General features: G+C 51.5%; 19 protein-coding genes. 8 read left to right on the top strand and 11 right to left on the bottom strand.

Annotated features, from left to right (window positions below; translation table 11 throughout):
• Window positions 1-209 precede the first annotated feature (209 nt).
• Complete coding sequence (gene trpC / locus VFT64_07980; GenBank protein HEU5047765.1) at window positions 210-992, top strand: indole-3-glycerol phosphate synthase TrpC; 783 nt, start codon at window positions 210-212, stop codon at window positions 990-992.
• Between the two features lie 149 nt (window positions 993-1141).
• Window positions 1142-1678 (top strand): TIGR00730 family Rossman fold protein, encoded by a 537-nt coding sequence (locus VFT64_07985; protein HEU5047766.1) that lies wholly within the window; start codon window positions 1142-1144, stop codon window positions 1676-1678.
• Between the two features lie 79 nt (window positions 1679-1757).
• Here the strand turns inward: VFT64_07985 and VFT64_07990 are convergent, their stop codons facing one another.
• Together VFT64_07990 and VFT64_07995 are read right to left on the bottom strand one after the other, a co-directional pair.
• Complete coding sequence (locus VFT64_07990; protein HEU5047767.1) at window positions 1758-2174, bottom strand: hypothetical protein; 417 nt, start codon at window positions 2172-2174, stop codon at window positions 1758-1760.
• An 11-nt stretch (window positions 2175-2185) separates the two neighbouring features.
• Complete coding sequence (locus VFT64_07995) at window positions 2186-3607, bottom strand: hypothetical protein (GenBank protein ID HEU5047768.1); 1422 nt, start codon at window positions 3605-3607, stop codon at window positions 2186-2188.
• Window positions 3608-3748: 141 nt separating this feature from the next.
• Here VFT64_07995 and VFT64_08000 point away from each other — a divergent pair, with 141 nt between their 5' ends.
• Together VFT64_08000 and VFT64_08005 are read left to right on the top strand one after the other, a co-directional pair.
• The gene (locus VFT64_08000) at window positions 3749-5038 is read left to right on the top strand and encodes a proline--tRNA ligase (GenBank protein ID HEU5047769.1); all 1290 of its coding nucleotides are present in this window, start codon (window positions 3749-3751) and stop codon (window positions 5036-5038) included.
• Complete coding sequence (locus VFT64_08005) at window positions 5035-5610, top strand: YceI family protein (protein ID HEU5047770.1); 576 nt, start codon at window positions 5035-5037, stop codon at window positions 5608-5610. Before VFT64_08000 ends, VFT64_08005 begins: the two co-directional genes overlap by 4 nt.
• Here the strand turns inward: VFT64_08005 and VFT64_08010 are convergent.
• The 4 genes from VFT64_08010 to VFT64_08025 form a co-directional block, all read right to left on the bottom strand.
• Window positions 5587-6498 carry a lysylphosphatidylglycerol synthase transmembrane domain-containing protein gene (locus tag VFT64_08010; protein HEU5047771.1) on the bottom strand — a complete coding sequence of 304 codons (912 nt, stop codon included), beginning with the start codon at window positions 6496-6498 and terminating at the stop codon, window positions 5587-5589. The genes VFT64_08005 and VFT64_08010 overlap by 24 nt on opposite strands.
• A 29-nt stretch (window positions 6499-6527) precedes the next feature.
• Window positions 6528-7343, bottom strand: a complete 816-nt coding sequence (locus VFT64_08015) for a M23 family metallopeptidase (protein HEU5047772.1) — start codon at window positions 7341-7343, stop codon at window positions 6528-6530.
• A complete protein-coding gene (locus tag VFT64_08020) occupies window positions 7340-8035 on the bottom strand; it encodes a hypothetical protein (GenBank protein ID HEU5047773.1) in 696 nt (231 codons plus the stop codon). Before VFT64_08020 ends, VFT64_08015 begins: the two co-directional genes overlap by 4 nt.
• 86 nt (window positions 8036-8121) lie before the next feature.
• Window positions 8122-8739, bottom strand: coding sequence for an RDD family protein (locus tag VFT64_08025; GenBank protein ID HEU5047774.1), 618 nt, complete (start codon window positions 8737-8739; stop codon window positions 8122-8124).
• Between the two features lie 90 nt (window positions 8740-8829).
• Between VFT64_08025 and VFT64_08030 the strand changes: the two genes are divergently transcribed.
• Complete coding sequence (locus VFT64_08030) at window positions 8830-9744, top strand: glycosyltransferase family 9 protein (protein HEU5047775.1); 915 nt, start codon at window positions 8830-8832, stop codon at window positions 9742-9744.
• A gap of 3 nt (window positions 9745-9747) precedes the next feature.
• Here VFT64_08030 and pstA read toward each other — a convergent pair whose 3' ends face one another.
• Genes pstA through recG form a run of 4 tightly spaced genes read right to left on the bottom strand, consistent with a single transcriptional unit; the run spans window position 9748 to window position 15422 of the window.
• Complete coding sequence (pstA, locus tag VFT64_08035; GenBank protein HEU5047776.1) at window positions 9748-10998, bottom strand: phosphate ABC transporter permease PstA; 1251 nt, start codon at window positions 10996-10998, stop codon at window positions 9748-9750.
• Window positions 10991-11917, bottom strand: coding sequence for a phosphate ABC transporter permease subunit PstC (pstC, locus tag VFT64_08040; GenBank protein ID HEU5047777.1), 927 nt, complete (start codon window positions 11915-11917; stop codon window positions 10991-10993). Before pstC ends, pstA begins: the two co-directional genes overlap by 8 nt.
• Window positions 11904-13301, bottom strand: a complete 1398-nt coding sequence (locus tag VFT64_08045) for an ATP-binding protein (protein HEU5047778.1) — start codon at window positions 13299-13301, stop codon at window positions 11904-11906. Before VFT64_08045 ends, pstC begins: the two co-directional genes overlap by 14 nt.
• Before the next feature lie 3 nt (window positions 13302-13304).
• Window positions 13305-15422 carry an ATP-dependent DNA helicase RecG gene (recG, locus tag VFT64_08050; GenBank protein ID HEU5047779.1) on the bottom strand — a complete coding sequence of 706 codons (2118 nt, stop codon included), beginning with the start codon at window positions 15420-15422 and terminating at the stop codon, window positions 13305-13307.
• A gap of 116 nt (window positions 15423-15538) precedes the next feature.
• On the opposite strand from recG, the gene VFT64_08055 reads away from it, so the two are divergent.
• Entirely contained in the window at window positions 15539-16318 is a 780-nt protein-coding gene (locus VFT64_08055; protein HEU5047780.1) for a hypothetical protein, read from the top strand.
• On the opposite strand, the gene VFT64_08060 is transcribed toward VFT64_08055, so the two are convergent.
• Window positions 16315-17076 (bottom strand): dienelactone hydrolase family protein, encoded by a 762-nt coding sequence (locus tag VFT64_08060; GenBank protein ID HEU5047781.1) that lies wholly within the window; start codon window positions 17074-17076, stop codon window positions 16315-16317. The two genes, VFT64_08055 and VFT64_08060, sit on opposite strands and share 4 nt — an antisense overlap.
• 66 nt (window positions 17077-17142) lie before the next feature.
• On the opposite strand from VFT64_08060, the gene panC reads away from it, so the two are divergent.
• Both panC and aceB read left to right on the top strand, forming a co-directional pair.
• Window positions 17143-17979 (top strand): pantoate--beta-alanine ligase, encoded by an 837-nt coding sequence (panC, locus tag VFT64_08065; protein HEU5047782.1) that lies wholly within the window; start codon window positions 17143-17145, stop codon window positions 17977-17979.
• Between the two features lie 11 nt (window positions 17980-17990).
• Entirely contained in the window at window positions 17991-19610 is a 1620-nt protein-coding gene (gene aceB, locus VFT64_08070) for a malate synthase A (GenBank protein HEU5047783.1), read from the top strand.
• The last annotated feature ends 132 nt before the right edge of the window (window positions 19611-19742 follow it).

A 19742-nucleotide genomic window follows, 5' to 3' on the forward strand; every position in this document is an offset into this window, starting at 1 on the left:
TGATGTTGCCACTGCCGGATGCTCCCGTTCCGGCAAGAGAAACGCAGTATATTGACGCTTCGTTACAATGCAATATTATTTATTAATCCTGCCATTGGCCCTTATGGAGCGATCAGGAATAATTCCGCTAGAATCTTGATTCTACTGTGCAACTATATTAAGCACTTAAGCATTCTATCACTATCGTAACTTATATAGTACCTGTTTTTATGAAAAATGTTCTCGCGGAAATCTGTCAGGTAAAACTGGATCATGTAGCGGCGCGTAAATTAGAGCGCCCCCAGCAGGAATTGACTTCCGCGGTCCAGTATCTGCCGGCCACGCGAGGATTTATCCGTGCGCTTCAACGTCAGGAAACGGGATTGATAGCGGAGGTTAAAAAAGCCTCTCCGAGCCGGGGAATTATCCGCAATGATTTTGATCCTGCAAGTCTGGCCGTTGCTTATGAAGCTGGCGGTGCGGCATGTCTTTCAGTGCTGACGGACGAGCCTTATTTCAAGGGGCACGATAATTATCTTGTGGCGGCCAGAAACGCGGTACGCCTGCCTGTGCTGCGCAAGGATTTTATGCTGGATACGTACCAGATCACGGAATCGCGCGTGCTTGGGGCGGATTGCATCCTGCTGATCGTGGCGGCGCTCAGCGATGCGCAGGCGCAGGAACTGGAGCAAGCGGCGCATGAATTGAATATGGACGTACTGATCGAAGTGCATGATGCCGATGAGCTTGAGCGGGCTTTGCAGCTTAAATCTCCGCTGATAGGCATCAATAACCGTAACCTCAAAACGCTGGAAGTGGATCTTGCGACAAGCGAAGCGCTTGTGAAGCTGGTGCCACAGGACAGGGCGGTCGTGTGCGAAAGCGGCATTGCCACGCATGAGGATGTTCTGCGTATGAAGCGCGCCGGTATTCATTGTTTCCTGGTCGGGGAATCGCTGATGCGTCATCCGGACGTGGAGCAGGCTACAAAGCAGCTGCTCGGCACGCGCTAGGCGTGTAATTCAAAGTTTTAACTGTCGCCTGCCTTTTATCCGAGTGCATTTATGACACCTGTTCGAGTGCTAAATAGGAAATCAGTTGCATTTTCCGATACTTTGGCATAGTCAGAACATCCTTTAGTTATTTTTATGGAGTTGTGAAAGTGTCCAAAGCCGTCTGTGTATTTTGTGGTGCAAGCAATAATGCTCCGAAGGAGCATCTCGATATCGGAACCAAGTTTGGCGAGATGCTGGCAAGGGAAGGCATCCGTCTGGTTTACGGCGGCGGCGATTGCGGCGTAATGGGAACGGTTGCCAATGCTGTACTGCGCAATAACGGCAAGGTAACAGGCGTATTTCCGCGCAGCCTGAAAAATATCGAATCCGAACACGCTTCCTTAAGCGAAATTATCATGGTGGAAAGCATGCATGAGCGTAAGCGCATCATGTTTGAGCGTTCGGATGCTGTCGTGGTGCTGCCGGGCGGTTTCGGCACGATGGATGAAATGTTTGAAATCATTACCTGGAAACAGCTCCAGTTCCATAACAAGCCGGTCGTCATCCTGAATAACCAGGGTTATTGGGATCCGCTGGTTTCTCTGATGGACAATATCATTGAAACGGGCTTTGCAAAATATGAAACCCGCAGCCTGTACCGTGTGGTCAATACAATTGACGAAGCGCTTCAGGAAGTTCGTTAATTAGCTGCGAATATACGGCTATAAAAAAAGAAGGAGGATGTCTGCACATCCTCCTTTTATTTTTGCCATGAAGAAAATCCTAATTCCTGGTAACCTGAGTAATATCCATTTCCCAGAACTGCTGCTCAGCCAGTTTGCGCAAATAAGCATCTCCGCTGGCGGCGGTAGGGGATGTTGCGGGAATGTGGGGCTGAGGATTCAGGGGTAAAATATTATTCTCAATATGCTTGATATGTTTTTCCTGCAGCGTGACGCTGGTCTGCTGCAGGGGGGCTGCGGCAGTCACGGCGGCAGGCTGGGTATCCTTCCTGCGTGAAGGCAATATGCGCGTGCATAGCATCAGCATGCGCCGCAGAAAGCCAGCTTTGTGATGTTGAACCGGGTGCGCATCGCGCTCCTGGCTGATGGTGATCTTAAGTTGTGGGGCCGAACTGACTCTTGGTTCTGTCAGTGTTGAGGCGGTATTGCCCGGTGTGTTGGTGCCTGTGTTTTGCATATGTTCCCCCCTTATTGTATGGCTGCTGAAACTGGTTTCATTTTCTGCTGTGCAATCGTGTCCGAGAAGTTACGCTGTTCCTCCGACATACGTCTGTCCGCCAGGATTGTTTCTGGTGTGCTCTGAGGATTTCTTTCGAGCTTTCTATTGAGCTCTGCCGCTTCTTCCGGCGTAATTTTATATTCCGGGAAACCTGGTACGGTGGCGGTCGCGCCTACAGGATTTTCCGGCTTGATATCATATACATTATTATAGACGGCCTTGCTGGCGCTGGAGATGGCTCCGATAGTATTTAGTGCGCCGTCAAATACCATGCCGGGTATTCTCTTGCGGCCTTTGTCGATATTTTCTTCTACCGTAGTGTCGATACCTTTCTGCTTCTGCAGTTCACGCAGTTTGAATTCGTCATCTATGGTGCGCGTAATGGCTTCGGTGCCGGCGTTATAGCCAGCTTCTGCGAATGTCTTTGCGCCAAAAATGGCACCTGCTATGATGGTCGCACCGATAATGGGCAGTGCCAGATGCACGGCAGTCAGGGCGAGAAGGCCGCCTACGACTGCGCCCGTAACAGCGCCAATCAAGCTGCCCCCCAGGCCACCCTGAAGATAACCCTTGATGCCACCCATGAAAATTTTCTCGTCGTATTTCATGTGCAGGTCGTGAATCATTTCTTCGCGTTCCATGCGGCGCTCTTTCAGGCGCGGATCTTTTTCTTGCTCAATGAACTGTTCGTGACCTTCCTTGCCCTTCTTCCTGCCATTGACGAAGCTATCGATCTTATTGAAGACTGTGCCGAAAATTCCGCGATCGATACCAAAAGTCAGCCCCAGCAAACCAAACACCAAAGCGCCTGCGACAATCGGGGCTGCTGCTGCGCTTAATCCCAATACACCGCCACCGATAAGGGTCGCGATAACCGGTATTTCTGCTTCTGCGGCAATTCCAATCAATGCACCAGCCGCCATTCCAACCAATGCGCCTGTTGTGCCGGATTTCCACTGAAACCACGAGCGTTTCCTTTCGGGGTTACCCTGATAGTGGTAATCATCAAAATTCATTAAACGATCTTTGAGGATCTTTTCCTGATCGCCTTCATTGGCAGGATCAAGGGCGCTCGCATGGCTTTCTGCCAGGCTTGCCGCTCGCGAGCCAGATGCTGTGCCAATGCTGCTGAGTTGTTCTGCGCCGGTGAGCGCGCCTGCGCCTGCGAAAGCTGCCACGCCTAAAAGTCCTAAAGGAGGAAAGATGGCCATCGTTGCAAGGCCGATAGCTCCGCCAACCAGTGTACCGAGCGAAACACCAGTCAGCATGCCCCGGACGTGGTGTTTATACCCACCCCAGAAGATGCGCTGGTATTGTTCCGGATTATTGCCTGCCGTGCGAGTCTGCCATGTCTCCGGCTGGGCAATTCCGATTCCCGTTGTTTCGACCATTACAATTTATCTCAAACGCTGGTGACTTATCTCCAGAATTCATTATATTGACAACATGGCGATTAGAAAAGTTAAGTTTTTGTGACATCGTAAAGTAACACACTGATTAATAATGTATAATTTAACCACGAGAGTTTAAAGATGCGCGTTTCCCGTTTTTTCCTGCCCCTGCTTAAAGAAACCCCCTCGGAAGCCCAGATTGTTTCCCATCGCCTGATGTTGCGCGCCGGGATGATCAAATTACAGGCAGCGGGTATCTACAGCTGGCTGCCACTGGGGCTTAATGTCCTGAATAAGGTAGAAAATATTGTCGCGGATGAGTTGAATAAGGCCGGATGTATTCAATTGCGTATGCCAACACTTCAACCAGCTGATTTATGGAAAGAATCCGGGCGTTATGATGCGTATGGCGAAGAAATGCTGCGTTTTCCCGACCGTTCGGGGCGTGAGTTGCTCTACAGCCCGACCTGCGAGGAAGTGATTGTCGATATTTTCCGCAGCTATGTGAAGAGCTACAAATCCTTGCCGCTCCATCTCTACCAGATCAATTGGAAATTCCGCGATGAGATCCGCCCCCGTTTCGGTGTCATGCGCGGTCGTGAATTCCTGATGAAAGATGCCTATTCCTTCCATGTGGATATTGAGGATGCCAAGCGCGAATATTCCAAGATGTATGAGGTTTACCATAATATTTTCCACCGCATGGGACTCGTTACAATTGCAGTGAATGCTGCGACGGGAGAAATTGGCGGAAGCCAGAGCCACGAGTTTCATGTGCTGGCAGAAACCGGTGAGAGCCAGGTTTATTACGATGCCGTAGTGGATGATTACCGTAGTGGCAAGATCGCATTCGACAGTGAAAAACTTCGTGGGCTTTATGCTGCAGCGGATGAAATGCATGATGCTGCGAAATGCCCCGTGCCTGCGGACCGTCTGCGTACGGCACGCGGTATCGAAGTGGGGCAGATATTCCTGCTGGGACGCAGATATACGGATGCGATGAAAGTGGATGTAACCGGACCGGACAGTCAGCCCGTTCGCGTGGAAATGGGGACTTACGGTATCGGCGTTTCCCGTCTGCTTGGTGCGATTATAGAAGCTAATCACGATGAAAACGGCATTATCTGGCCGGAGCCGGTAGCGCCCTACCGTGTGGGGCTTATCAATATCCGTGTTGGCGATGCTGCATGCGATAAAGCGGCAGAAGAATTATATAGTAAACTTATCGCTGCAGGCGTAGAGACTTTGTATGACGATACTGCGGAGAGCGCCGGCAAGAAGTTTTCGGGTATGGATCTCATCGGCCTTCCGTGGCAGGTTGTCGTAGGCCCCAAGGGGGTGGCTGCGGGAGTCGTTGAACTGAAAAACCGCCGCACCGGCGAAAAGATTGAATTGTCACAAGAAGCATTATTAGGAAAGCTTACAGCATGATAAAAAGTCTTTTACTCTCTGCTTTATTGTTGCTACCGCTCACGGCGAATGCAGGTGGAATGCCGCATTGGAAAGTGAATGCAGGCAAGAGCTGGGTTCAATGGGCAACCGTCTCTTCCGGTAAGCCTATTACAGGTTTTTTCCCAACCTTTTCTTCCGACATCGTATTTGATCCTGCACAGCTTAATAAGAGCAGTGTGCGTGTAGAAATCAAAACGGAGGAAGTGAAAACGGATGATACGGATGCACGTGAAAACCTTCCAAGCCGAGATTGGTTTGCCAGCAATCAGTATCCGTTGGCGATCTTCAATTGTACCCAGTTCCAGTCTCTGGGAGGCGGCCGCTATCTTGCCAATGGTACGTTGACGCTGCGTGATAAAAGCCTTCCGGTGCAATTGCCATTCTCCCTGAAGATAAGCGGGAACACAGCGGTAATGGATAGTGACGTGGTCTTGAAGCGCCTGGATTTCGGCGTGGGGCAGGGCTCATGGGCAGATACGAACGCCATTGCAGATGCCGTCAAAGTGAAAGTGCATGTGGAAGCTGAGTTAGCTGCTGCGCGCGGAGGGTGAGCCTGTTGAATGCGCAAATTCCGGTCTGCCGATTTTGTGCAGCCACAGTACGCCGGGCAGGCAGGCTATAAAGGAGAGCGCGAAGAAGCACAGTGATAGGGAAATGCCTAATTCTCCATCGGCACTGCTTTCCGTATAATGGCGCAAAAGCGTTGCACCGTAATAATATGCGCTTTCTTTGATGCCCAGGCCGCCGACGGAGATCGGGATCATGGCGGCAACGCTGGCAGCGCAATAGAGTGTGGCGTAGTCGATAAATCCGTGACCGTTACCAAGCGATCGCCAAAGCATCCAGACGGTCAGTACCCAGAATACTTGCGCGGAAAAAGAGTAATGCAGTGAAACCAGCATGGTTTTAGCAGGTTGTTTCAGCAAAATCCATGAGAGGGCAGTGTAACCAATGAGTGTCAGTGCCGCCGCTGCAATTAGCAAGGGTTTGTGATAGGGGATAGCGGAGGTCCAGTTGTAACCCCACAGGCTGGCATACATAAATAATAATAGAATACACAAGCCGCTGGCGCGGTCGGCCACCATAATTTGAATGCCTTTTGCAGTCGGCATGTCGAAGCGCTTGCGCGATAGCATGACCTTATATGCATCGCCGCCAATGCCGCCAGGCAACAGGAAATTATAAAATGTTCCCACGTAAAACAGGATAACGGCGAATTTGTGGGAAAGATGATAACCGGAGCGTTGGAAAAAATAACGGGTACGCAAAGCGGAAATAAGCTGTGCGATTGTCATGCACAACAAAGCGCCCAGCAAGTGCAGTGTCGAGATATGGCGCATGTAGCTGCCGATCTTTTCTATATCGGTTTTATACAGTATTAATGCCAGCAGCAGAAGAGCCAGCACATACTTGGCTACGGATTTGGTTTTTGACGTCATGAATTACCGGCGTACTTGCTGCAAGGATGCTATTTCTTCGGCAGGTATTGTTCGGGATCAACAGGGGCTCTGCCTTTGCGCAGCGAGAAATGCAGCTGCGGTGTTTTGGCGTTTCCGCTGGCGCCGACATAGGCGATGATGTCGCCCTGTTTCACGTGCTGGCCTTTCTTAACCGCGAGCCTGCTGGCATTGGCATAAGCGGTAAGCCATGAATTGTCGTGGCGCAGGATCACCATATTGCCGTAGTCTTTCAGATCGTCACCGGAATAGACCACGGTACCGCTGGCAGCCGCAACGATAGGCTCCCCTTCTTCAAGGGAGATATTGATACCGTCATTCTCGGCACCCTTGAAATGCGCGGTGATCTTGCCTCCGGTTACCGGCCAGATCAGGCCGATACCGTCATGCGCATATACTTTTCCGGGAGCGGAAGCATCCGCTGCGCCTGCCACGGGGGCTGCTGCGGGCTGTTCCAGTGGCTTGGAGGGAGGGGTATTAAACGGGGAGGAGATATCCTCGTTGGTGACGGTAATGCTGTTGTCCGTGTTGCTGCCGCCGTAGGTATTAACATCATTGCCGTTGGGCGAGTGTTTCTGATTCGCCTGCACGGGGGGCAGGTCCGATTCTCCCACGGTGGGTACCGCAGCTGCTTTCACAGGTCTGGAAGCCGGAGTTCCGGGGCTATAAGAAGAGCTATTATCATCTGCCTCCCCGTAGCTGGCGGAACCTTCGCCGCGGCCATAATATTTCTTGCCAAGGTCTTCTACCGGGGCCTGGTTGGGAGAGCATGCTGCCAGCAACAATATTGCCAGGCTAGCGAGAGATAAGCGTGTCAGTGCTTTCATATAGAAACCGGCTCCTGTGGGAAAGAGAGTTCATGACGCGCGCGCCAGTCATCCGTTACGTAATTGATGATGAGCGACCTGCGTGTATCCAGTATTTTGCGTTTCTCGAAGCCGTGATAGCTGTTGGGCTCTTTGGGGACGAAGATCATGCCCTGATTCATAAAGGAAGGCGCACGACCGAAATGGCTCTTGTCCGCATTGTAAATATCGGTGCCGAGCGTTTGCGCATCTTCGCCCGTATTGAGGTAAATCTGGATAGTCACCAGTTTCTCTTTGATATCCATATGCGGTTCAAGCCAGAAGCCATTTTTATCCTGGCAATATTCTATACGCAGATAACTGCCTGCACAGGATATACCGCATAACTGCTCAATTGACCGGATGACGTCGCGGTTCTGGAAAATATCTGCCACCTGTTTCATTGTGCCATATTCCGCCTGCATCTGTGGCGAGAAAAAGCGGCGCAGTTCGTTATGACTGTCGCGTTTGCCTTGCGTGTCATATTCACCGGCGGCCTGAATAGGAAGAGCGATAACCTGTTTACATAATTCGGTTGGAAGTGCGCCTTCAAACAGCCAGTAGGTGTAAGGGACCGTCTTTTTTTCGGCGTTATTGAAAGCCGTTACGGCACCTGAAATGGCAGCGTCTGTAGCGGAACTGGAAGAAGCGGAATTCTGTATGGTGGCTTGCATGGATTTTCTTAATGAATAGAATCTATAATACGTATGCTTAAAAGCTTAGTTTTTCATACAGCAAAAGCCTGCCTATAGCAAGGCGATTACGCCCCTCTGCCCTTGACGAAGCGTGTGCCGCAAAGCAGGTTATGAAACCCGGTTTTGTCCTTAGGCAGGGCAATGGACAAGGCCCAGATAAGTGCCATGAAAGCCGCGAGAGCCAATGCTGCAAAGCAAAGCTGCTGGAACTGGCTGAAGGGAACGTGGATAATCGTTTCTATTTCAGCAATGCAATCATCCAACCCGATATTCTGTTCCTTGCAGCTCTGCCTTAATTCACTGACAGCCACCAGGTCGAATTTGGACTGTATGTACATGATACCTGCAAAGCAGAACATCCAGCCAATGGTGCTGGTAACCAGCCAGTACATAGCCTGTCCGACAGAAACTTTACTGCCGTCTGCATTGCAGATATGGAAGTGCAGCAGGTACATTCCGGGAGTGGCTTTCATTCTGCTGGAAAAAAAGAAAGCGTAATAGGCGCATGCCACCACCACGGAGATAGCCTCCTTTACCCAAGGGTAATCCAGCCCCGGGAGCATCATGATGCCGTAATAAATGGGCGTGAAAATGGCGAGGTCAATACAGACTGATAAGAAGCGTACCCAGAAACCGGCATAATCTGTGTGATCGAATTTGCTTTGTGCTATAGTGTCCTGCATATCGAGCCTTTGTTTTTGGGAAGTTTAAAAACTTTTCAAAATACGTCAAGGGCTTAACTGAATATTTTTTGCAAAAACGGTCAAAGGCGCATGAATATACTCTTTATTACCAGCGGCAGCATAGGCGATGCTATTATCTCTTCCGGGATATTTAATTATCTTGCCGACCAATATCCGCAGGCGCGTTTTACTGTTGCGGGCGGTCCTGCTGCTGTCAGTGTATTCGAAGCATTTCCGAGACTGGATCGCATTATTAAAATTATCAAGCAGCCGCGTAATCGGCATTGGCTCACTTTATGGCAGGAAGTGCGCGGGCAGAAATGGGATATTGTGGTGGATCTGCGCGGATCGGCTCTCAGTTATCTGCTAAGGGCAAAGAGGCGCTATGTTTTTTTCCGTCCGGATAAATCCAAGTCGAAAGCTCAGCAGCTTGCGCTGATGATGCGGCTTCCCGCACCGCCGCCCACGCGACTTTGGTCCAGCGCAGAGGCAAAAGCGAATGCGGAAAAATTACTGCCTGCGGGTAAGCAAATAATCCTGCTGGCTCCTAAAACCAATTCGGAAGCGAAGGACTGGCCTATTGAGCGATTTGCGGAACTTGCAAAGCGGCTCTGCACGCCGAATACAGTTTTCGTAGTACTTGCAGCGCAGGTGCAAAAGGAATCTGTGCAGCCTATTATAGAGGCGTTACCCAAAGAGAATGTGCTGGATTTAAGCGGCGTAACCGATCTGCTCACCGCCTATGCAATCATGGAGCGTTCGCAACTATTTATCGGCAATGATTCGGGCTTGCTGCATATGGCCGCCGCTTCCGGCATTCGTTGCGTTGGTCTCTATGGGCCTTCTAACGACAAGGTTTATGCGCCGCGCGGGCCGCACGTGACAATCGTGAAATCCTATGATTTTGCGATGGGCGAGAAAGAGAAGCGCGACAATAAATACATGCAGATGATCAGCGTGGATCAGGTAGAGCAGGCGGTGCGCAGCGCCATGCACTCGCTTTGAGAGTTACCACCGGTGCTCGAAGCGTTTACGCACATACATGGCCAGTGAGTTCAGCAGGGCCAGTATAACGAGCAGTACAAGAATCCCGGCATCGGTTTTCTGCACGAAGCTTTCCTGCGGATTCGTGGACCAGAGATAGACCTGCACGGGCATGGTGGTGGCGGGATCCAGCAGGTTATGCGGAATATCCACGATAAAGGCTACCATACCGATCATCAGCAGTGGCGCAGTTTCGCCCATGGCCCTGGCAATGCCGAGTATCGTTCCGGTCATAATACCGGGAATGGCAAGCGGGAATGTGTGGTGCAGTACGACCTGCAGCGGCGAGGCGCCAAGACCGCGCGCAGCGTCGCGTATAGTATCCGGAATAGCTCTCAAGCTTGCGCGCGTGGCGATAATGATTGTGGGCAGAATGATAAAGGCAAGCGTAAAACCGCCGGCCAGTGAGGCTGAGCGTGGCATACCCATAATATTAAGGTATAGCGACAGGCCCAGCAGGCCGTAAACGATGGAAGGAACGGCCGCCAGATTATTGATATTCAGTTCGATCAGGTCGGTTATCCAGCCTTTGGCAGCGAATTCTTCAAGGTAAATCGCCGCCATTACCCCGACGGGTAAAGCTATCATCATGCAGGCGAGCAATGTGAGGAGCGATCCAACCATACTTCCCAGGAAACCTGCCAGTTCAGGTTCCAGCGAATCGCCTTGCGTGAAGAAGTAGGGTGAAAAAGTCAGCCGCGCCGCGTTGTCTCGCTGCAGGCTTTCCAGCCATCCTAACTGCATGTCGCTGATTTTGCGGTTATCCTGTGGTGTTTTGCGCGTGACGTGTTCTTTAAGCGCCATATCAACTTTGTCCGAGGCTGGCAGCCATAATTCTACCGGCCGGTGCAGAATTGTTTCGTCCTTCAATATTGCATCGCGCACTGCCTGTATGGCGCCGGAGCTTAATAGCGCCATTAAAGCACGCGTGTCGTGTGGGTTTTTGACTTCCGGGAAACGAGAGGTCAATGCCTGTTTGATGAACGGGCTGACGTCGGCATGGCGCCATTTGGACTTCTCACCAAGTGCCGTAGCGTCCACTACGACAGGGAGGCGTATTTCTGCATGGAAGAAACCGTCATAGCCATGTTTGACGATGCTTCCCAGCAGCAGGACAAGCATGGAAAGCGCCAGGGCTATGGCTAATTGACCGTAAAGTTTGAAACGCCGCTCTGCCTTATGGCGCGCGGCCATATTGGATATTTGCTTATTCATAAGCCTCACGGTATTTCTTGACGATGCGCAGGGCGATAAAATTAAGGGCGAGCGTTACGGCGAATAATACGAACCCCAGTGCGAAGGCAGCCAATGTTTTGGGGCTGTCGAACTCCTGATCCCCGACCAGCAGGGACACCATCTGAGCTGTAACGGTGGTGACTGAAGCCAGCGGATTGGCCGTAAGATTGGCCGCAAGGCCAGCCGCCATGACGACGATCATCGTTTCACCGATGGCGCGTGAAACGGCCAGCAGCATAGCGCCCATGATGCCGGGCAGGGCGGCGGGCAGCACGACTTTGCGAATGGCTTCGGATTTGGTGGAGCCTAAACCCAACGAAGCGTCGCGCAGGGCACGCGGAACGGCGCTGATAATATCATCCGACAGCGAAGAAATGAACGGTATGATCATAATGCCCATCACGAACCCAGCGGAAAGCGCGCTTTCCGAAGCAACCGGGATATGCAATGCTGTTCCCAGGGATTTCAGTACGGGAGTAACGGAAATAATCGCAAAATATCCGTATACTACCGTTGGAATGCCCGCGAGGATCTCCAGTATCGGTTTAATCAGCGCATGGGTCTGACGGGAGGCGTATTCCGACAGGTAAACAGCAGAAAGAAGACCTATCGGCGTGGCTACGGCCATCGCGATCAGCATGATAAGGCAGGTTCCTGCAAACAGAGGCACGGTGCCAAATGAGCCGGAGCTTCCGGCCTGATCGGCACGCATGGCGGTTTGCGGTGTCCAGTGCAGGCCAAACAGAAAATCGAGCGGATTAACAAAATGGAAGAATTCCAGTGACTTGGAGAGAATGGTGAAGATAATAGCTACTGTCACCGCAATGGAGAATAATGCCGAAAGCATGAACAATGCTTCCAGGAGCTTTCCGGTCCAGATTTGGTTACTCTTCTTCATAAATCTGCAGATATACGCTGAATGTACTGCCTTCTCCTACCACACTATCAATCGTAAGTATACCGTGATGACGGTTGATAATGTGCTTCACAATGGCCAGCCCCAGCCCCGTGCCGCCGATGGAGCGCGTCCTCGCGGAATCCACGCGGTAGAAGCGCTCTGTCAGGCGCGGCAGATGTTCGCGCGGGATGCCTTCACCGTTATCGATAATAGCAACGCAAAGCGCACGATGAAGTTTGCTGAAATTCGGGTCTTCAGGGATAATAGAGGTCACGCGGGCGCTGACGGTGACTTCGGTTCCGGCATTGCCGTATTTAATGGCATTGCCGATCAGGTTGTGCATAACTTGGCGTAATTCGCCTTCTTCGCCCTGCGCGTAAGGCAAATTGTCCGGCACATCGAGCCGGAGCGTCATATTCTTTTCCTTAATTGCCCAGGTGAAGGCTTCTTTTGTGCCGCGAATGAGCTGCAACAGGTCCACTTTGCCGTCCGGGATTGTCCACTCATTTGCCTGAATCTTGGAAAGCGTCAGCAGGTCGTCAATCAGGCTTTGCATGCGGTTGGCCTGTTCGTCCATGATGCGCAGAAACTCTTCATGGGCTTGTTTATCGTCTTTGGCAGGGCCGCGTAACGTTTCGATGAATCCTTTAAGGCTCGCCAGCGGTGTGCGAATTTCATGGCTTGCATTGGCTACGAATTCGGCGCGCATCCTTTCCACGCGCTGCAGTTCGGTAATGTCATTGAGTGTAATAATGATGGCGATGCTTTCACCCGAGGCTGCAGGGAAAAAAAGGTTCACCATCGCCCTGAAATCGCGCATGAGGCTATCGAGATGGAATTCCACAAGGCGTCCCTGCCGCTCTTCGATGACGGTGGCGATAGCGTTGAGCAATTCTTCGCTCGGGATGATGCTGCTTAAGGATTTATTGGCCAGATTCTGGCCGAAAACGTCACGTGCAGCCTTATTGGTGCGGATAATCTTCTGCGCGTTATTGCACATGATCAGAATGTCGGGCAGGGAGTCCACCAGCGTTTCATATTCCGTAATCAGGCCTGCAGTATATTTCTTTTTCTTTTCCCAATAACGGTGTAGGTTAATAATGCTATTTGGCAAGTCACTGATTGCACTTAAATATTTTAAGGACGGCTCCTCGCCCTGGCGGTCTTCCGCCAGGTCATTCACATAGTCGGTAAGCGAGCTGATATTGCTCAGGAACATGCGCACAATAATAAAAGTGCACAGCAGGATCGTCGCGTAGCAATAGAGCACGGCATTGAAGGAGATTGCCGAAAACACGAGGGCCAGGATCAGCGTCATCAACGCCGGAGCGGTGGCGATAATGGCGGATTTGAGCAGCATTATAAAGGGAACTTTATTTCGCATTTTTTACCCGGCGTTTAAAAACCTTATATTTTCGTCATAGCCAAATAGATACAGCAGGCATTTAAGCGCCTCACCGCGTGCAGACTTCAGTTCTGCGTCATTATGCAGAATAAGCTTCACGTCCTGGTGGGCAGCATACAGTAATTCCTGGTTTTGTAAAAGATCGGCAAAATGAAACTCCATCATTCCGCTCTGGCGTGTGCCTAAAATGTCGCCACTGCCGCGCAGACGCATGTCTTCCTCGGCAATGCGGAAGCCGTCATTGGTCTCGCGGATGATTCTGAGGCGTGACTTGGCGATATCGTTGCATTCGTCAGTGTAGAGCAAGATGCAGGAGGATTGCTTGTCGCTTCTGCCGACGCGCCCGCGCAACTGATGCAATTGTGCCAGGCCAAAACGTTCTGCATGTTCGATGACGATGACGGTTGCATCCGGCACGTCTACACCAACCTCCACAACGGTCGTGGCAACCAGAATATCGTACTGGCTGCCTGCGAATCCGCTCATGACGGCATCGCGCTCTTCGGCTTTCATGCGACCATGCGCCATGCCCGCGCGTCCTTTAAAGCGGTGCGTAAATTCGATGTATTTAGCTTCTGCCGCAGCAAGGTCGCTTGGCACGTTTTCGTCGTCGCTTTCTTCAACAAGCGGGCATATCCAATACACTTTTTCACCTTTGGCGATCGTGCGTTCTATTCCCTGCAATACATCCTCGCTGCGTGAAATGGGGATGGCCTTGGTCGTGATTTCCAGCCTGCCTGCCGGTTTTTCCGCGAGAATGGAGCAATCCATGTCGCCGAAGGCCGTCATGGTCAGCGTGCGCGGAATGGGGGTGGCTGTCATCACGAGCACATGCGTGTCTTTAGCTTTTCCCGTCAGTGCCAGCCTTTGCGCAACGCCGAAACGGTGCTGCTCGTCAATGACGGCGAGAGCAAGATTCTTGAAGACAACCTTATCCTGAAACAAAGCATGCGTGCCGATCACAATATCGGTTTCTCCGGCTGCGATCTTAGCCAATACGGCTTCATGTTCTTTTGTCTTAAGACTCCCGGTCAGCAGTGAAATGCGCACTCCGGCAGGTTTTGCATAACGTTCTAAAAATGCGAAATGTTGCCTGCCGAGCAATTCTGTCGGCACCATCAATGCCGCCTGACCGCCCGCTTCAACGGCACGTAGCATTGCCATCAGCGCCACAACTGTCTTACCGCTGCCAACATCGCCCTGCAGCAGGCGCAGCATGCGGGTGCCGCTGCACAAATCCTCGTCGATTTCCGCGAGTACTTTCTGTTGTCCTTGGGTCAGGCTATAGGGAAGGGTACTGCTAACTTTATTACGCAAGGTAAAGAGAGCAGGCATCGGCTCAGTCAGCTTGCGTCGCAGGCGGTTGCGCACCAGTGCCAACGCCAGCTGATTAGCCAGTATTTCATCATAAGCCAGACGTTCACGCGCCGGGCTGAGCGGGAGTAACTCTTCCGGCACATGTGGATTATGCACAGCCAGCAGAGAAGTTTTCCAGTCTTTCCAGTGCTTGCTCTGCAGGTGATGCATATCCAGCCATTCAGGCATATCCGGCAGTAATTGCAGTGCGGACTGGATGATTTTGCACAGATGCCGATTGGTAAGGCCGTAGGTGAGGCCATAGACCGTTTCCAGCGACATGATTTTTTGCAGATCGCCTGCCGGAGCGATGATATCCGGATGGGTAATTTGCGGCGCCTGTCCGTAACGCTCCAGTTTACCGCTAACGGCCTTTTGCGCTCCTACAGGCAGCATGGATTTGATGTAATCGGGGCGGGCATGGAAGAACACAAGTGTGATATAACCCTCTGCCGTGTGGCAGATTACTTTGTAAGGTTTTTTCCCTCCCCTGCGTTCCGACGGCTGATGCGTTTCGACTGTCACGATCAGTGAAACGATATCCCCTTCTTTAGCCTCGTGCAGCGGTGGCGTATGTCTGCGGTCGATTACGCTGACGGGGAGGTGAAACACAAGGTCGCGTATCAGTATGCGGCCAAATTCATTTTTGCCGAAAAGCCGGGCAAGCGCCTTTTTTGCCCCGGGACCGACCCCGTTCAGGCGCGTAATATCGGAAAAGAGAGAGAACAGCTTATCCGGACGCATGTGCTTGGATTCTAACCTTTGTTCATCTTTTATTTATCTATTTCTCGTATAATGGAATCGGACAGATAGATAAACAATATAATTGGGTTTAAATAATTTAGTTATTACAATATATTATGGTTTCGTCTATTTCGGATAGCTTAGGGCGGCCTGTTGTCAATATAGATGATATCAGTTCTTATCAGGCGCAAACACCGGTAAGACTTGGACCCCTAAAGCAGGAATTCCTAGGTGAAAGACTAGGACTTTCTCCTCGCATGCGGGATGTCATTACTGCTGTGGAGATTGTCAATAATGACGGTATTACTCATGCGAATGCAGATAGGATTGCCGGTTTGCTCAGGGAAACAGTTCCGGTTGACTTTTTTGTGCTAGAGTGCGGTAGCTGGGAAGGAATTAACCGTCTTGCGGGTTTGGTGGAACAATTACCCGATGATCCGGAGTTTGCCAGCCTGCGTAATGTTATCGAACAAATCCGGCTTAATACGCAAACGGAAGGGAGAGGGCTGGATCAGCCTGTGCCTTCTCAAATAACCTCTTCTTTGCGACCTCAGCCGATGCTGTTTGAACCGTTAATGCACAGGATTGGTGAGGAAGGTATCACCAACGAGAATATGACGGTGGTTATTGCTTCCATAGAAAGATTATCGTTTGCCGATTTTCGTACTACAAATTTTTTAGAGCGACTGGCCCGGCGTGTGGAAAATCTCCCTCAGTATATGGGAGGCAGAGGGCGATTGAAGAATCTCATAGACGCATTGCAGACAATAGGACCCGAGGAAGGCGGTGCGCTTATTCCTGCGGCAGAAGCGGTTGAGATTCTCAGCCAGCGCCATCGCGGAAATTCATGGAGCAGTCGCACAGGTCCCTCCGGTTCCGGAGGAATAGAGCGTTAATTGCCCAGTTCTTCCTTGAGCACTTTCTGCATATGTTCCCAGGCGTTTTTGCTGGCATCAGCGTCGTATGTATTGCGTACATCCGCGAAGAAGCCGTGCTTGACGCCGGGGTAGCGGATTACTTCATGTTTTACGCCTGCAGCTTTCAGCCCTGCTTCCAGAGCGCTCGTCTGTTCCTTGCTCACTGCATGATCCAGATCGCCGACCATATACAGAACGCGGCCTCCGTGTTTTGCGATACCGGGAGAAAGATTGACGGTTGGTTCTGGCTGGCTCAGTGAAATTTCTGTATTGGTGAGCCACCCGCCATAGAATGATACGCATACGGCCAGGTCGAGCTGCGTTGCCGCCAGAAAGGCGATATGCCCACCGAGGCTAAAGCCCACGATACCGATTTTAGGAATAACGTCCTTGCGGCCGCGCAAATATTGCAACAGGCTTTGGACATCGTTCACCACGTCTTCCCGTTTTAGCTGGTGCAGCAATTCGAAGCCCTTATCCCGTCCTGCTTCGTCATAAGGTAACTGAACGCCGGGAGCGCTGCGGTGATAAAAATCGAATGTAGCGGCAACATAGCCGAGTTTTGCCAGGCGGCGCGTGATATCCATAATATGCTCGGTCATGCCGAACAGTTCACCGCATACGATACAGGCAGGATATTTGCCTTCCTGGGCGGGACGAGCGACATATATACCCATAGACGATGCACTGCCGCCAACGGCGATCTGCAGGGTTTCCGTGGTAATGCTGTTTTCCATGGCGTCTCCTCCTTTTTGCAGTTAGCGTTTGCATATCATCCCCCAAATAAGATAAAAAGCCTTTTTATGGAAATCGTCAGAACAAAAACAGATTTACGGGAAGCGGTAGCGCGGTTGCGTAAAGCCGGCAAGACCATTGCACTTGTGCCGACTATGGGGGCGCTGCATGATGGGCATATTTCGCTCGTGCGAATTGGGTTGCAGCATGCGGATGCGGTGGTGACAAGCATATTTGTAAATCCGACCCAATTTGGGCCGAATGAGGATTTTGCAAAATACCCGCGTACGGAAGAAGAGGATGTGCGCAAGCTGGAAGCTGCCGGGTGCACGATCGCCTATATTCCGAGCGTGGATGAAGTCTATGGCAAAAATGCGATCACGATCGTGCAGGTGCCGGGAATTTCCAGCCAGCTATGCGGAGCGTTCCGTCCCGGCCATTTTGACGGGGTTGCAACGGTTGTAACAAAGCTTTTTATGCAGGCAATGCCGGACGTGGCGATATTTGGTGAGAAGGACTATCAGCAGCTCCATATCATCCGCCAGTTTACACGTGATCTGGATATCCCGGTGCGTATTATCGGTGCGCCGCTGATGCGTGAAGCGGACGGGCTCGCACTTTCCTCTCGTAACCGCTATCTGAGCCCAGAAGAGCGTGAAAAAGCGGCATCGCTTTACCAGGCCATGCTGCGTGTTGCAGAAGATATCAAAGCGGGACAGAATATTGCGGAAGCGGTGTCGACCGGTAAAGATGTGCTACTTCGAAACGGATTCCGCAGCATTGACTATCTCGAGGTGCGCGATGCTGAGACATTAGCGCCGATTTCCGAAGTAAAGAAGCCTGCGCGCTTGCTTGCGGCGGCATATCTTGGTAATACAAGGCTGATTGATAATATTGCTTTATAAGGAGTGTTGCGATGTCCCAGTCCACTGCGAAGAACCTGGCTAATGCCTATCCTGTTCCTGCCGGCATGACGATCAAAGGAGCCTATGTTCCGGGCGGAGAGACTGTGTTTACAGCGGAAGCGCTTGCATTCGTGGCTGAGATTGCACGGAAGTTCTCGGCGCGTCGCGACGCACTGCTTGCCGCACGTGCTGAGGTACAATCCAGACTCGATAAAGGTGAGTTGCTGGATTTCCTGCCGGAGACCAAGAATATCCGCGAAAGCGACTGGGGTATTGCGGGCATTCCGAAAGACCTGCAGGACAGGCGCGTGGAAATCACGGGTCCGGTTGAACGTAAGATGGTAATCAACGCACTAAATTCCGGTGCCAAAGTATTCATGGCGGATTTTGAAGATTCGCTGTCTCCCGTATGGGAGGCGGTCGTGCAGGGGCAGATCAACATGCGTGATGCTGTCAGCCGCACGATCCGTTATGTCAGCCCCGAAGGCAAACAGTATCAGTTGAATGAGAAGACTGCCGTACTTATCGTGCGCCCGCGCGGTTGGCATCTGAATGAAAAACATGTGCTGGTGGACGGCAAGGAAATTCCCGGTGCGTTTCTGGATTTCGGCATCTATTTTTATAACAATGCAAAAGCGCTGCTTGCAAACGATAGCGGTCCCTATTTCTACCTGCCTAAAACCGAGCATTATAAGGAAGCTGAGCTGTGGCGCGATATTTTCCAGTTTGCTGAAGAGACGTTGGAACTGAAGCGTGGAACTATCAAGGCAACGCTGCTGATTGAAACGATCAATGCCACATTCCAGATGGATGAGATCATTCACGCGCTTAAGGATTATTGCGTGGCGCTGAACTGCGGACGCTGGGACTATATTTTCAGCTTCATCAAGAAATTCCATGCAAGACCGGATTTCATGCTTCCGGAACGCGCGCAGGTCACAATGACGACGCACTTCCTGCGTTCTTATTCGCAGTTGCTTATCAAGACCACGCACAGGCGCGGCGCAATGGCTATGGGCGGTATGGCGGCTTTTATTCCGGTTAAGAATGACGAAGCAGCCAATGACAAGGCGATTGCCGCCGTGCGCGCCGATAAGGAGCGTGAAGCCGGTGACGGCCATGATGGCACCTGGGTTGCGCATCCGGGATTGGTGCCGGTGGCGATGGATGTGTTTAACCGCATTATGCCGCAGCCCAACCAGATTGACCGTAAACGTGAAGATGTGAATGTGACTGCCAAGGACCTGCTCGCGATTCCGGAAGGAACCATTACGGAAGCGGGCCTGCGTGGCAATATCAGTGTAGGCCTGCAATATATTGCGGCATGGATCGGCGGCAATGGCTGCGTGCCGATCAACAACCTGATGGAAGACGCTGCAACGGCAGAAATTTCGCGCTCGCAGATCTGGCAATGGGTGCACCATAAAGCCAAACTCGATGACGGCAGGCAAGTGACGTATGATCTTTTCCGCCAGTTGCTGCCGCAGGAAATCGCAACAATCCGTGAGAAGCTGGGAGATCAGTTCGATGACAGCTTGTTCGCTCGTGCTGCAAAGCTGCTGGAAAAGCTTGTGAAGCAGGAAGAGTTCACGGAATTCCTGACGTTGCCGGGTTACGAACTGCTGCAGTAGTTTTGTATTTGCGTTCAAGAGCGCCACGCAGGCTGCGCGCCTCAATGGCGCTAGTCCTCGCTATGCTCGTCCAGAGTCCCTATCGTAAATTAGTTTTCCGCACTGTATTAACCCCTTGTTAATGCGCCTGTG

This window comes from Rickettsiales bacterium (genome assembly GCA_035765535.1).
Taxonomy (GTDB): domain Bacteria; phylum Pseudomonadota; class Alphaproteobacteria; order Rickettsiales; family JABCZZ01; genus JABCZZ01.

Bases quoted from the DNA above. Each gene is read 5' to 3' on its own strand.
- trpC (HEU5047765.1), top strand. From the start codon at position 210: ATGAAAAATGTTCTCGCGGAAATCTGTCAGGTAAAACTGGATCATGTA.
- VFT64_07990 (HEU5047767.1), bottom strand. From the start codon at position 2,174: ATGCAAAACACAGGCACCAACACACCGGGCAATACCGCCTCAACACTG.
- VFT64_07995 (HEU5047768.1), bottom strand. From the start codon at position 3,607: ATGGTCGAAACAACGGGAATCGGAATTGCCCAGCCGGAGACATGGCAG.
- VFT64_08000 (HEU5047769.1), top strand. From the start codon at position 3,749: ATGCGCGTTTCCCGTTTTTTCCTGCCCCTGCTTAAAGAAACCCCCTCG.
- VFT64_08005 (HEU5047770.1), top strand. From the start codon at position 5,035: ATGATAAAAAGTCTTTTACTCTCTGCTTTATTGTTGCTACCGCTCACG.
- VFT64_08010 (HEU5047771.1), bottom strand. From the start codon at position 6,498: ATGACGTCAAAAACCAAATCCGTAGCCAAGTATGTGCTGGCTCTTCTG.
- VFT64_08015 (HEU5047772.1), bottom strand. From the start codon at position 7,343: ATGAAAGCACTGACACGCTTATCTCTCGCTAGCCTGGCAATATTGTTG.
- VFT64_08020 (HEU5047773.1), bottom strand. From the start codon at position 8,035: ATGCAAGCCACCATACAGAATTCCGCTTCTTCCAGTTCCGCTACAGAC.
- VFT64_08025 (HEU5047774.1), bottom strand. From the start codon at position 8,739: ATGCAGGACACTATAGCACAAAGCAAATTCGATCACACAGATTATGCC.
- VFT64_08030 (HEU5047775.1), top strand. From the start codon at position 8,830: ATGAATATACTCTTTATTACCAGCGGCAGCATAGGCGATGCTATTATC.
- pstA (HEU5047776.1), bottom strand. From the start codon at position 10,998: ATGAATAAGCAAATATCCAATATGGCCGCGCGCCATAAGGCAGAGCGG.
- pstC (HEU5047777.1), bottom strand. From the start codon at position 11,917: ATGAAGAAGAGTAACCAAATCTGGACCGGAAAGCTCCTGGAAGCATTG.
- VFT64_08045 (HEU5047778.1), bottom strand. From the start codon at position 13,301: ATGCGAAATAAAGTTCCCTTTATAATGCTGCTCAAATCCGCCATTATC.
- recG (HEU5047779.1), bottom strand. From the start codon at position 15,422: ATGCGTCCGGATAAGCTGTTCTCTCTCTTTTCCGATATTACGCGCCTG.
- VFT64_08055 (HEU5047780.1), top strand. From the start codon at position 15,539: ATGGTTTCGTCTATTTCGGATAGCTTAGGGCGGCCTGTTGTCAATATA.
- VFT64_08060 (HEU5047781.1), bottom strand. From the start codon at position 17,076: ATGGAAAACAGCATTACCACGGAAACCCTGCAGATCGCCGTTGGCGGC.
- panC (HEU5047782.1), top strand. From the start codon at position 17,143: ATGGAAATCGTCAGAACAAAAACAGATTTACGGGAAGCGGTAGCGCGG.
- aceB (HEU5047783.1), top strand. From the start codon at position 17,991: ATGTCCCAGTCCACTGCGAAGAACCTGGCTAATGCCTATCCTGTTCCT.